10 protein-coding genes are annotated in these 12,887 nt (G+C 49.5%); all 10 read left to right on the forward strand.

Annotated elements, in window-relative coordinates; genetic code table 11:
- The first annotated feature begins 170 nt into the window (after positions 1–170).
- Positions 171–842, forward strand: a complete 672-nt coding sequence (locus tag BIT28_RS16060; RefSeq protein WP_075765506.1) for an ABC transporter ATP-binding protein — start codon at positions 171–173, stop codon at positions 840–842.
- A complete protein-coding gene (locus BIT28_RS16065) occupies positions 823–3,282 on the forward strand; it encodes an ABC transporter permease (RefSeq protein ID WP_075765508.1) in 2,460 nt (819 codons plus the stop codon). Before BIT28_RS16060 ends, BIT28_RS16065 begins: the two co-directional genes overlap by 20 nt.
- Entirely contained in the window at positions 3,282–4,367 is a 1,086-nt protein-coding gene (locus tag BIT28_RS16070) for a lipocalin-like domain-containing protein (RefSeq protein WP_075765510.1), read from the forward strand. The genes BIT28_RS16065 and BIT28_RS16070 overlap by 1 nt, the downstream gene beginning before the upstream one ends.
- Before the next feature lie 44 nt (positions 4,368–4,411).
- Positions 4,412–5,728, forward strand: coding sequence for an amidohydrolase (locus BIT28_RS16075; RefSeq protein WP_075765512.1), 1,317 nt, complete (start codon positions 4,412–4,414; stop codon positions 5,726–5,728).
- 187 nt (positions 5,729–5,915) lie between these two features.
- Positions 5,916–8,180 carry an FUSC family protein gene (locus BIT28_RS16080; protein WP_083651898.1) on the forward strand — a complete coding sequence of 755 codons (2,265 nt, stop codon included), beginning with the start codon at positions 5,916–5,918 and terminating at the stop codon, positions 8,178–8,180.
- Positions 8,181–8,233: 53 nt separating this feature from the next.
- The gene (locus BIT28_RS16085) at positions 8,234–9,871 is read left to right on the forward strand and encodes a TolC family protein (protein WP_425439640.1); all 1,638 of its coding nucleotides are present in this window, start codon (positions 8,234–8,236) and stop codon (positions 9,869–9,871) included.
- Between the two features lie 5 nt (positions 9,872–9,876).
- Entirely contained in the window at positions 9,877–10,080 is a 204-nt protein-coding gene (locus BIT28_RS16090; protein WP_089153685.1) for a DUF1656 domain-containing protein, read from the forward strand.
- Between the two features lie 17 nt (positions 10,081–10,097).
- A complete protein-coding gene (locus BIT28_RS16095; RefSeq protein WP_075765641.1) occupies positions 10,098–10,979 on the forward strand; it encodes an HlyD family secretion protein in 882 nt (293 codons plus the stop codon).
- Positions 10,980–11,024: 45 nt separating this feature from the next.
- A complete protein-coding gene (locus BIT28_RS16100) occupies positions 11,025–11,696 on the forward strand; it encodes a potassium channel family protein (protein ID WP_075765518.1) in 672 nt (223 codons plus the stop codon).
- Positions 11,689–12,819: an AI-2E family transporter gene (locus tag BIT28_RS16105; RefSeq protein WP_075765520.1), complete on the forward strand. Its 1,131-nt coding sequence runs from the start codon at positions 11,689–11,691 to the stop codon at positions 12,817–12,819. Before BIT28_RS16100 ends, BIT28_RS16105 begins: the two co-directional genes overlap by 8 nt.
- Positions 12,820–12,887: the final 68 nt, after the last annotated feature.

A 12,887-nucleotide genomic window follows, 5' to 3' on the forward strand; every position in this document is an offset into this window, starting at 1 on the left:
TGATTTTTCAGATGTTGTGATTGACGTGTAGGCGGATTGTTTAAATTGTGGGTGGTTTGTAGCGCGTTGCATTTTTATTTCCAAATGAGACTTTTAAAGTACTTTCTCGAATCCGGGCTTTGCTGTAAATTTCACTTTCGGAAAACACCTACAAAAATTTGGGGAATTGGATGTTACGACTAGTGGAGCTCTGCAAAGGCTACCAGGACGGCGGTGAGTATCACTCTGTCTTACAAGGTGCAGAGCTGGAGCTAAAGCAAGGTGAGCAGTTGGCCCTTATGGGCGAAAGCGGCTCGGGGAAAAGTACCTTGCTAAATTTGATTGCAGGCCTGGACACGGTCGACTCTGGTGAAGTCTGGTTGGGTAAAACACCGATTCACGCAATTTCCGAACGTGAAAGAACTGCTTTTCGTCGTAACAACATTGGCCTCGTTTTTCAGCAATTCAATTTACTTCCCACTTTAACTACTGCTGATAATATTCGTTTCTGCCGCCAGCTCAAAGGGTTGGAAGAAAAGCCGGAACTATGGCGCCAGATAATTTCCGCCCTCGATCTTATGCCGCTGCTGGGACGTTACCCTGAAGAAATGTCAGGCGGCCAGCAACAACGCGCAGCCATTGCCCGTGCCCTGTACATGGAGCCGGATATTTTGCTGGCGGATGAACCGACAGGAAGCCTGGATGAAAGAAATGCAGGTGCGGTGATAGGGCTCCTAGTTAACCTGACACGTCAGCTAGACTGTACTTTGCTGTTAGTGACGCACAGTAAAAAGGTTGCGGAACATATGAATGGCTGTATTCGACTGCAGGGAGGCCAGCTTCATGTCAAGCCCCGTAGCTAAAGCGCTTTGGGGGCATTATAAGCGCCACCCCTTCCAAATTGTATTGGTATGGCTGGGCCTGACGTTGGGCATTGCTCTGTTGGTTGGCGTCATGGGCGTCAACCAGCAGGCCAGAGAAAGCTATCGCCAGGGCGAGCAGCTGTTTTCAAACCCTTTCCCGTATCGTATTCGTCATAACCAGCCCGCTATCAAGGTTCCCCAAGGCTTTTATATTCAGTTGCGTCGTGCCGGTTTTAGCCAGTGCGTGCCGATGGATCAGCATACGATTGTGACTGACGAGAGTCGAGGTTTCGAGATTGTCGGCATTGATCCCATCGCGATGTATTCGAATTTTAAGGGGCAAGTTACCAGCCAGAGCCAAACCCAGATGATGTCGCTGATGCGACCGCCATATCCCATTATGCTGGGCGAGCAGCTTGCAAGTTATATGGGGGTGGTCGATGGCCAGTATCTGACTCTGGAAGATGGCAGACAAATTGGCCCGCTGAAGGTGGTTGACGAGGAGCGAATTCGTGGTCCGAGGATGATTGCGGATATGTCGCTAATACGAGACCTCCATCCGGGCACGGGGCTGACCGCAATCCTGTGCGGTAACATGTCGCCGAAACAGCTGGCTGAGCTTACCGAGCAGTTACCTCCGGCCCTGAAGCTGGAGCGCCATCAGAGTGCTACTCTCGAGCCGCTGACTGATGCTTTTCACCTGAACCTGTTTGCTATGGGTATGTTGGCATTCGTTGTCGGCCTGTTTATTTTCTATCAGGCGATGTCTCTGTCTTTGTCTCAGCGTCAGCCTCTGGTTGGCTTGCTTCGTCAGGCCGGGGTTTCCGGATCGCAGTTGGCTAAAGCCCTGCTGCTGGAGTTGCTGGTGTGGATCGCCCTTGGTTTGTTAGGTGGTAACTTGCTTGGTCTTCTACTTGCTCAGCAGCTACTGCCTTCGGTGGCAGAAACCCTGAACAGCCTGTATGGCGCCAATATTAGCCTGTCAGTAAGCTGGCATTGGCAGTGGGGGCTGGCATCGCTGGCAATAGCCTTGTTTGGTAGCCTACTGGCCTGTGGGTGGCCGTTGGTGCGGTTGATAAAAACCCAGCCGGCCCGTTTGTCGACTCACATGTCTCTGGTGCGTTTCAGTGGTCGTGAGTTTGCCTGGCAGGCATTGTTCTCATGTATGTTTATTGGTGCGGCTGCCGCTGTGTACCAGCTACCGCACGGCCAGATGGCAGGCTTTGTCCTGATTGCATTCATTCTTATTGCTTCTGCGCTCAGTATGCCATTTTTGCTCTGGCAGCTGTTTCAGGGGTTGGGCTTGATTGCACGCTCAGCGCGATTGCGTTGGTTCTTTTCTGATGCTGCTGCAAGCCTGAGTTATCGCGGTGTTGCTGCAATGGCATTCATGCTTGCCCTGGCATCAAACATCGGTATGGAAACCATGGTCGGGAGTTTCCGTAGTACGACACAGGTATGGCTGGATCAGCGCCTTGCAGCTGACATCTATGTTAGACCTTCTTTGAATGTTGCTCCGCGTATCGCCAGTTGGCTAGACGAACGCGATGAAGTGAAACAGGTATGGTGGCAATGGCGCAAAGAGATTCTGACTGAAGCGGGTACGCTCCAGGTTGTCAGTATCGGTGGCACCAAGGAAGAGAAACAGGCGCTTTCGATAAAAGTCGCTGTGCCTAACTATTGGCAACGGCTGCACTATCAGCGGGCTGTACTGGTTAGCGAGTCGATGGCGCTCAAACAGGGGTGGAAGCCCGGAGATAAGATCGAGCTACCGAGTCCGATGAATCAGAACTGGCTGGTTGCCGGCGTGTATTATGACTATGGTAATCCTTACGGGCAGGTGATTCTGGCGCACAAACGCTGGCAGGAATACTGGCCTTACAAAGGACAGGTCGGCTTGGCGATCCACCTGAAGCCAGATTCTGACAGCATGGCAGTGATGAAAGAAATGGGGCAGCGTTTCCACTTGTCACCAGAGCGGGTGCGGAACAATGTCGAGCTGATGGAACAGGCAATGCGGGTCTTTGACCGTACCTTCATTGTGACTGCGACCCTGGGTAAACTGACCTTGTTTATTGCGGTATGTGGCCTGTTCTTTGCCACCGTAGCCGGAGAAGTCTCGCGTCAGCGCCAGTTTGCGCTGTTGCGTTGTATGGGCATGACGGGGCGGGAACTCGCCGCGCTCGGAGGCGGCCAGTTGTTGCTGATCGGCGTTATGACGGCGGTGATTGCCTTGCCACTCGGCTTGGTGCTGGCCCAGTTGCTGATTGATGTAGTGCTGAAATACTCGTTTGGCTGGACTATGCCAGTTCAGTACTTCCCATTTGAATACCTGACATCTCTAGGCTCGGCATTGGCGGTGCTGCTGGTTGCCGGTGCCTGGCCAGTTTGGCGTCTGGTGAAACGCTCTGCCATCTTATCGCTGCGGGAGGCTTTCTGATGATCCAACTAGCAGGTCGCGCACTGGCGATATTCAGCTTTTTGTGTCTTATGTTGTTAGTTGGCTGCGACACTGACGAGCCCCGTTCGAATTCAGCCGATATACTCCGGCAGGGGGGTGAGGGTAATTATCAGCCGGTGGTACCGGGGAAAAAGTGGACCTTTCCGAAAGATCACCTCAGCCATCCGGCCTTTAAGGCCGAGTGGTGGTATCTCACTGCCAATCTTGAATCTGAAAGCGGGGAAACATTTGGTGTACAGTGGACGCTGTTTCGTTTTGCTTCGGGCAACGAGCCGGGTAACGGCTGGAAGAATCCGCAAAGGTATATGGCCCATACCGTTGTGACCAGCCGGGATAAAGTATGGCATGCAGAACGTTTCGCCCGTGGCGGGATCGGACAGGCCGGAGTCACCGACAACCCTTACCGAGCCTGGCTGGACAACTGGTCGTGGCGTTCTTATAGCGATAGCCCGTTTCCCGGAACACTGGCATTTTCCGACGGCGATATGGCAGCCAAGCTTGATATTATTAATTTGGGTGAGCTGATTTTTCAGGGAGAAAACGGCTATAGCAGGAAACACCCGACGGAAGATGTCGCTTCCTATTATTTCAGTGCTCCTTTCTTATCCCTCAATGGCACACTGGAGCTGGATGGGAAAACGTATAAAGTGAAAGGGGACGGTTGGTATGACCGTGAATGGAGTAGCGAAGGCCTGTCCCAGAAACAGGAAGGATGGGACTGGTTCTCTGTCCATCTCGATGACGGCAGTGCCTTGATGGTTTCTCAAGTCAGGGAAGAGGGTGGTAAACCTTATTTCTTTGGCTCTCTGAGCTGGCCTGATGGCAAAACAATCATATTGCAGCCGGAAGATATTCGGCTGAAACCAAAATCATACGTAAAACACCAAGGTAGGCAGTTCCCGCTGCAGTGGCGAATTGAAGTACCGACACAACAGATACAATTAGAAGTGGATGTTGTCCGCAAGGAGCAGTGGTTGCCGTTTATCTTCTCATACTGGGAAGGGCCGATAAGGGTCAAAGGCAGTCATTCAGGACAAGGATTTATGGAGTTAACCGGTTATTAAGGCGCTTAGCCTGCCGGTTTGCCGTAAAAAGATAGGACGAGAACGTGGTAAATAAAATAACAGTGGATGAACAGGCGCTAGCTCAGCGATTAATGAACTATCGTCGCGAGTTTCATCGATACCCTGAATCGGCATGGTGCGAGTTTTTTACGACCAGCCGGATTGCAGGTTTGTTGCAGTCGCAGGGGTATGAGCTTTTCTTCTCTGATGCGATTATTGCCCGCAACACCATTATGGGACGAGATGACGCCAATGTTATCAAGGCTCAGGAGCGAGCAATAAGCTGGGGAGCCGAGCTTGATCATCTGGCACAAATGAACGGCATCACAGGTGTTGGCGCGCTGTTGGACACGGGGCGTCCGGGACCGGTGATCGCTTTGCGGTTTGATATCGATGCTGTCGATGTGATGGAAAGTCAGGATGACTCTCACCGCCCACGTTTCCTCGGGTTTGCCTCTCTGGCACCGGGTGTTGCCCATGCCTGCGGGCACGATGCCCATGCTGCAATAGGTTTGGGCATTGCGGAATCATTGGCTGCGAACAAAAATGCCCTTAGCGGCAAGATAAAGTTACTGTTTCAGCCTGCTGAAGAAGGATGCCGAGCCGGTAAAGCCATCGCCGAGAGTGGCTGGCTGGATGATGTTGATTATTTCATTGCCGCCCATATTGGCATGAATGTACCGAGCGGGACGCTGGTTTGTGATCCCCAGCATTTCTTGTGTAGCTCAAAGTTTGATCTCCATTTTAAGGGTAAGCCGGCCCATGCCGGTATCGAGCCGAATGCCGGGCGCAATGCCTTGGCCGCTGCTTGTACCGCTGTCACCCAAATGTTGGCCATACCCCGCCATCGTGACGGCATGACACGCGTGAATGTCGGTCAGCTTCATGCCGGAGACGGTCGTAACGTGATCCCGGCCAATGCGGTATTAATGGGAGAGACCCGGGGCGAAAATCGCGAACTGAACAGTTATATGTACCAGCAGGTTGAACAGATCGCCCAAGCAGCAGCCTTGATGCATGGCGTCAAGGTCGACATCAAGGCGCAGGGTGAAGCAATCGGCTTGCATAATGATCAGGAGATGGTTGAATTGTTGGGTCGACTTGGTCCATGCAGCGGTTTTTCCGAAGTCGTGCGCGAGAAAGATTTTGGTGCCAGTGAAGATGCCAGTTATCTGGTTGATCGGGTACAGGGCAATGGCGGTAAGGCCATATACTGCTTGGTTGGCTCTGATTTAACTGCCGGTCACCACAATGGCGATTTTGACATTGATGAAAGCCGAATGTTGCCCGCGGTCAAACTGTTTTTGAACGCTATTGAACAGTTGCAAAGTGAAGTTACCGATAAGGAAGAGGTTGCGTAATTCCTGATTCAATTTAATGTGGCAACGTTAGTTGGTGACGTTGTCACTTTGGCCTGGCAATAATCCATTCTCATAGCGCCTTACCTGCCCGAATATTACATTGTTATTGTTAAGACACTTTCTCTGATTAGAGTGCATGTTATTCATCTAACCTATACAGACTGATGAACGATATGCGGGGGTGGCCATGGCCGGAGAAAGCGCAGAACCTGCTAGGCAGACTGGCGCTGGCCTGTCATCTTTCCATATCAATCACTGGTTGTTCCCATTCTGCCTTAGCGAGAAGTTTAAATTTGCTACCTGGGTGGCAATCAGTCTGACACTCGCATTTCTGATCCCCATGGCACTCGGGTGGCCGCAACCCTCGACAGCGGCAACCACGGTCATGCTGATTGCCTCAACGGGTAGCCGCCGTGAGTCTTTGGCCAAAGGAACATTGAGGGTATTGGGCACAATCGCCGGGGCTATTATTGGCTTGGTACTGGTTGGCTTTTTTGCCCAGGAGCGGCTGCTTTATATGCTTGCTGTATCGCTGGTAGTGACAGTCGTTTTCTATATTCGCAACGCCTATCTGGCAGATCCGACGTTATTTATGCTAACCGGCGTGATGATCCTGATGATGTTTAACGGCGGGGATGCGGAAGGGGCATTTCTGTATGGGCTTGACCGTACCTATATGACGGTATTTGGTGTGGTTGTCTACACGCTGGTTGGGGTCTTTGTTTTTCCTCCTCATGTTGAACAAAACCTCAGGCAATTGGCCGAGGATCTTGGTGAAATCCAGCATCAGTTATTTTTGCTGATTAGTCGGACTGCGGTTGAACAAGGGGAAGAGCTAGATACGCAGGAACCAGAAAGCTCGGAAATCAACAGTCCGCAAAAGAATGTTTCTGAGCTAATCCCTGCTCTCTATGCCGCGCAAGAGGCATTGGAGCAACGCTATAACACGCTCAGTACAGAGTGCAGTGAAATATCAGCGTATAAAAAAGAATGGGATTATGCGCTGTTTTACTATCGACAAGTTACTGAGCTACTGTTGTTTGCTGCCAAAAGCCGGGACCAATTATCATCTTACTCACATGATTATATTGAAAACTATCAACAGCTTGTGGCTGAAATTGATCAGTTGTTTCAGCAAGTTCCGATAGCCTGGGACAGAGAGGATGACAAGGTTCAGCAAAAGGCGCTGTCTGTTGTCTATGATGCCGACAAGCTTGAGGTTGCTGATCACCTGACTCGCGGCACAACCGTGACGAGCGGCTTTTTGTTTGGCAAGTTGCATGAAAAACTCGCCAACCTGAAAAGGACAATATGCTGTATTGATTCAGTGACGGGGCGAATTCCGTTTCATGAAGATCTGCCAGCTCCTCAGTCTGCCTTTAACTGGTGGGATGCTGAAAATGCTAAATCAGCAGTGAAGGTGATGGTGACCTATTGGTTGACGGGAGTTATTTGGATCTTGTTCAACCCGCCAGGCGGCTATAATTTCGTTGTTTTCTGTACGTTATTTGTATCTATACTTTCTTTTTTGCCTATTCACCCTGTCTTGTTATTAATACTATTTTCCTTAGGGTTTATTTTCTCAGTTCCTTCCTATGTGTTTATTTTGCCACAGATGGCACTGGGTTCTGAGCTGGCCATTTTTATTTTCATCTACACCTTTGTCGGGTTTTATGTATTCAAAGGTCCAATTACTATTTTCTTTCTGATAGGTATGTTTACTCTTGGAATAAGCAATGAGATGACCTATCACTTTGGGATTATTTTGACAATTGTCACCTTATTTTACCTCGTCGTTTTAATGGTTATATTTTCTTATTATTTCCCTTTTTCATCACGGCCAGAGCATATGTTTTTGGTGATGCGTGAACGCTTTTTTCGTCATGTAAGTGGTGTGATAGCTTGTCACCAAAACCTCACCCCGTCAATGTGGTCCAGAGCAAAGCTGGGCTGGCACCTGGTTACGCTGAAAGTGACAATGAAAAAGCTTCAATTATGGGGAAGCAAGGTAAATACAGCCCATTATGAACTAGCACCTGAGAAAATTACTGACTTCAGTCGGCAATGTGAACTGCTTTGTCACCATCTCATTAGCCTGACAAAGGCAGAACCGAGGCTGAGAAGCAACAAACTGGTGATGAAAACTCGAACGGCTTATAAGGATAAAGTGATCCCCGAATTGGCTAGGCAGCTAGCCAGTCTGAATGTCTCTAAATTAATTCAAACTGATAAAGACAAGCCAATATTGAGTGCAAGTGAAAACTATAAGGCGCTTGAAAAACAACTGGATGGTTTTTTTGAAACGCTAGAACTATCCGATTATTCAAAATCAGACATCGCCGGTTTTTATATCTTCCTAAACTTGAAAAAAAATATATTTGATTCGTTGGTTCAATCTAAAGCTACCAGTGACGCTATTCACTGGCAGCAATTAACACAAAGCCGATTCTAGGGGGAGCAGTGCTAAAAGTTTCCAATGCTTTTGTAGCTATGTTCTCCGTTTGCATGCTTGTGGCCTGTAGTGTCTCAGGGCCTGACTTCAAGGGAGTGGAAAAAGCGACGTTGCCCGAAAACTGGCTAGGGCAAGATACAAGTGTTGGTTATGGCAGTAAGGTGAATGAGAACGTGTTGAGTGGGTGGAAAACAGCTCATTGGTGGATGCAGTTTGATGATTCGGTGCTGGATCGCCTGGTAGAGAAAGCGGCACTTCAGAACCTGGACTTGGAGTCGGCAGGACTTCGGATTGTTCAGGCCCGCGCAGCACTGGGGGTTGCTGATTCATTCCGTTATCCTCAGCGGCAAACGGTATCTGGCAGTCTTGCCAAGATCTATCAGAATAAAAATACTTTCGATAATGCTAGCTTGAGTTTTGATGCCGGTTGGGAGCTGGATGTCTGGGGGAAATATGCCAGAAGTATCGAGTCGGCCGAGGTGAGCCTGTATGCTTCTGTGGCTTCCTACCATGATATTTTGGTGAGTATCACAGCAGAAGTTGCCAGAAATTATGTGAACTATCGGACGTTTCAGGAAAGGGTTCTGCTCTCCGAGCGCAATATCGAGATTCAGGAGCGGGTCGTCAAAATTACCGAAGTGCAGTTTGACTCAGGTAACGTGACCGAGCTGGATGTCCAGCAAGCCAGAACCCAGCTTTACAACACTAAGTCTGTGCTTCCGGGATTGAAGCTCGGGATGAAGCAGTCGAGAAATGCGCTGGCGGTTTTGTTAGGAATGTTGCCCGGGGAGGTTGAGCAGTTGCTGGCATCCACGGCTATTGATGCCAAGATCAAAGCGTTTGATGACAAATATGATGCCAATCGTTCTAGCCAACAATTGACAGGTTACGATCAATACTCTCTGATCCCGCGTCCGCCTGCTGTCAGGACGGTTGTTGATGCTTCCTTGGTTCTTCGCCGTCCCGATTTGCAAGTTGCCGAATATCAGGCCCATGCCCGCAGTGCCCAAATCGGGGTTGCCGAAACAGAGCTTTATCCTAAATTCTCATTGTTTGGTGCGATAGGTATCAATAGCACGGTGAAAGCTGGTAATGACTTTAGCTTTAGTGATTCGCTGACACTGTCGCTTGGTCCGGCTTTCTCCTGGAATATTTTCCAGTATGGCCGGGTCAAAAATAACATCCGCCTTGAGGATGCCCGGTTTCAGGAATCATTGACCAACTATAACAAGCGAGTGTTGTTGGCAGTTCAGGAAGTGAGCAATGCGCTCGAGGCGTATCAGCTCAATAAACAGCAGAAATCTTTGGCATTTAGTTCAGTTGATGCCTCTGTCAGGGCGTTCAATATATCTCTGACTCAGTATGAAAATGGCCAGATCACGTTTGAGCGCCTGCTGAGTTCGATCGAAAAAATGACCCGCAGCGAAGATGCCTACGCCCAGATTAAGGGGAGTGTCGCCAATCAGGTCGTCGCGCTTTATAAGTCGTTAGGTGGAGGATGGGAAGCAAACTCGGGGAGATCGTACCTACAGGCTGAGCTTGCAGAACAAATGGAGACGAGGACTGATTGGGGAGACATGCTTGCCAGCCCTGTATTGCCTTCTCTGACACCGGCACCGGAGATACAGGCCGACATCCCGTTTTCGGATAGGAAAAGTACTGAACCAGTAACTAGCGAGAGGGAGCCATGATGGAGATGCCCTATGAGATGGCTGTCGGAGATGTGTATTTTTCACCGCTATTGCTGGTGGTCATTTATGCCGTGTTTGCCGCATGGGTGACTGTCGCAGTGTTGAACAAGACGCGCTTGTCCCGGTTGATAGTCTTCCCGTCGGTGACGTTCCTGGCAATCACATTGCTTTACGTAGTGGCTATTGATGCTTTCTACCTGAGATTTTAGGGGTGAATATGAAGACGATAAAGAAGCTGATCGTTATCGCACTGAACATCCTGATCATCGGGGGAGCTCTGTATTTTGGCTATCAGAAGTATGAAGAATATTTTACCAACCCCTGGACCCGAAATGGCCAGGTTCGGGCGAATGTAATTAAAGTGGCCCCAAGGGTGTCAGGCCCAGTTGTTTATGTGGCGGTTCGCGATAACCAGCGAGTAAGAAAAGGGGACTTGCTGTTTCAGATTGATCCCAGTACTTATGAGGTTGCCCTTACCCAGGCCGAGGTGTCACTGGAGCGGGCGATTGTAAGCTCTCGGGGTAAAAAAATTGAGTATGATCGCCTGCTGGATATCAGAAAGCGTGACCGTGGAGCCGTCTCCCATAAAGATCTTGTTCGTCGTCAGATTGCCTATGAAGAGTCACTGTTGCAAATCAAGGTGTCGGAACAGCAGTTAAATGCCGCCAAGCTGAATATGGCATTTACGCAGGTTTTTGCCTCTGTCGACGGCTATGTTTCTAACCTTGATATCAAGGAAGGAACCCAGGCGGTTGCTAATCAGCCCTTGATTGCCTTAGTCGATATTAACAGCTTCTGGGTCTTTGGTTACTTCCGAGAAAGTCAGTTGGAAAATATCCGTATTGGCAATGACGCCAAAGTCACTTTAATGGCCTATCCGGACCAGCCGATTGAGGCGGTGGTCGATTCGCTGGGATGGGGGATCGCCCCGAAAGATGGCAGTGTTGGCTACAATCTGTTGCCGAACGTTAATCCCGTTTTTCAATGGATCCGGCTGGCACAAAGGATTCCGGTTCGTATTTCACTCAGGCAGTTGCCGGAAGGCGTCGATCTGAGGTTTGGGCTTACGGCGTCCATTATGGTTATGAATGAGCAGGAACAGAAGTAGTTGTGCGAGAGGGAATCGCCATTAATAAACAGCGAGGGGGAGTAAATGGGTAAAAGAATAAGCGAGAAGAATAACTTCTATTACCTGACCATATCGTTGGTAGTTTTGCTAGTCAGTTCCTCGCTGGAGCAGGTACTGAAGATTGACTTTCTAGATGTTGTCCTGCAGGGGGTGACGATACTCAATTTTGTTGTCTGTCTGGTTAGCTTGCGTTTTGACAAGAACTGGTACCGGTTTCTCCTGACAATCGCTATCTGCTGGGGCATTGTGTCGGTCACCAAGGCTATCTTCCCAATCCCTATGATGGATGCCGTGATACTGACATTAATGTTTATCTTTTTTGGTGGCACTTTCAAATCGATAGTTCGCCAAATATTGTTCACCGGCAGTATCGATTCGAACAAAGTGGTTGGCTCGTTGGCCCTATTTTTGCTGTTGGGGCTAATGTGGGCAATCCTCTATCTAGTCATCCTCGAGTTCTCTGCTGAAGCGTTCACGGGCATGGTTCAACTTCCCTGGGGAGAGAATTTCTCAAATGCGGCCTATTTCAGTTTTGTCACACTGACAACACTGGGGTATGGCGATATCAGTCCGATTTCACCGGTTGCACAGGTTATCGTCTACCTAGAAGCGATAACGGGTGTGTTCTATATGGCCATCGTTGTGGCCAGTCTGGTTGGTGCGAGCCAAAGTAATCAGGAAAAGAACGATGGATAAACAAATTGAAAAGCATCAAAGCAGTATATTTATCAATAACATGGTTGAGTCCGCGATCCGGATTGGCTTGCTACTCGTATTGCTTATCTGGACTTACGATATTGTCAAACCGTTCATCATTCCGGTTTTGTGGGGGGCGATTATTGCTGTTGCGTTAATGCCGTTAACGCTTAAGCTCGCGAATGCGCTGAATGGCAAACGCGGCCTCGCGGCGACGCTTCTGGCTTTGCTTGGTGTAGCTTTGCTTGTAATACCTTTGGTGATGGTCTCCGGCTCCGTCTACGATGGGATTGCCGGGCTGACAGAAGCACTTCAGGAGGGCAGTGTAAAAATCCCCGGGCCGACACAGCGTGTTGCCGAGCTGCCGTTAATTGGTGAGCCGCTCTATGATGTCTGGGCGCTGTTTGCATCGAATATGGAAGCTGCAGTTACTCGCTACAGTGAGGAAATCAAAGTTTTTGTGGCTGCTGTTGCCGGATTTTTGGGGAGTAGCCTGGCAACTATTGTTATGTTTATTATCTCTTTGCTTATTGCCGCAGGTTTCATGGCCCATGCCGAATCAATGTCGAAAGCCGTTCAGACCGTATCTGTCCGGGTGGTCGGTAAACATGGTGAAGAGTGGGCGAAACTAACAGCAGCGACCGTTCGCAGTGTGCTATTGGGGGTGGTCGGCGTGGCCTTCATTCAGTCGCTGCTGGTCGGGTCGGCCTTTTTCGTCTTCGGTGTGCCGGCTGCGCCATTGCTGACTTTCATCGTGTTTGTCTTTGGTATCGCCCAGCTTCCCGCTACATTGGTTGTACTGCCCGTGATCCTGTATGTTTTTTCGGTTCAGGATACGACACCAGCCACCATCTTTACGGTGTGGGTTTTAATAGCTGGCTTATCAGATAACTTCCTCAAACCATTGTTGATGGGGCGGGGCGTATCTATTCCCATGCCGGTGATTCTATTCGGTGCTATCGGCGGGATGATTTCGGCGGGCATTATCGGCTTATTCCTGGGGGCGGTAATTCTGGCGATTTGGTATGAACTATTTACGACCTGGTTAAAGTTGGATCAGGAAACAGTCTCAGAACCTGCTGAGCCTGAGTTGGAGCAAAAAGCGCAATCAGAAAATAACTAATCTGATTCATGAAGCCCTGATTGTTGTTCGCCCTGATTGCTGAAACAGAGCAATAAGGGCTTAAAGTG

Origin of the sequence: Photobacterium proteolyticum (assembly GCF_001939735.1) — a bacterium.
GTDB lineage: Bacteria > Pseudomonadota > Gammaproteobacteria > Enterobacterales > Vibrionaceae > Photobacterium > Photobacterium proteolyticum.

What these genes read in the sequence shown, in the direction of transcription:
- BIT28_RS16105 (WP_075765520.1), top strand. Translation starts at nt 11,689, where the DNA reads ATGGATAAACAAATTGAAAAGCATCAAAGCAGTATATTTATCAATAAC.
- BIT28_RS16100 (WP_075765518.1), top strand. Translation starts at nt 11,025, where the DNA reads ATGGGTAAAAGAATAAGCGAGAAGAATAACTTCTATTACCTGACCATA.
- BIT28_RS16085 (WP_425439640.1), top strand. Translation starts at nt 8,234, where the DNA reads ATGCTTGTGGCCTGTAGTGTCTCAGGGCCTGACTTCAAGGGAGTGGAA.
- BIT28_RS16090 (WP_089153685.1), top strand. Translation starts at nt 9,877, where the DNA reads ATGCCCTATGAGATGGCTGTCGGAGATGTGTATTTTTCACCGCTATTG.
- BIT28_RS16060 (WP_075765506.1), top strand. Translation starts at nt 171, where the DNA reads ATGTTACGACTAGTGGAGCTCTGCAAAGGCTACCAGGACGGCGGTGAG.
- BIT28_RS16070 (WP_075765510.1), top strand. Translation starts at nt 3,282, where the DNA reads ATGATCCAACTAGCAGGTCGCGCACTGGCGATATTCAGCTTTTTGTGT.
- BIT28_RS16065 (WP_075765508.1), top strand. Translation starts at nt 823, where the DNA reads ATGTCAAGCCCCGTAGCTAAAGCGCTTTGGGGGCATTATAAGCGCCAC.
- BIT28_RS16080 (WP_083651898.1), top strand. Translation starts at nt 5,916, where the DNA reads ATGGCCGGAGAAAGCGCAGAACCTGCTAGGCAGACTGGCGCTGGCCTG.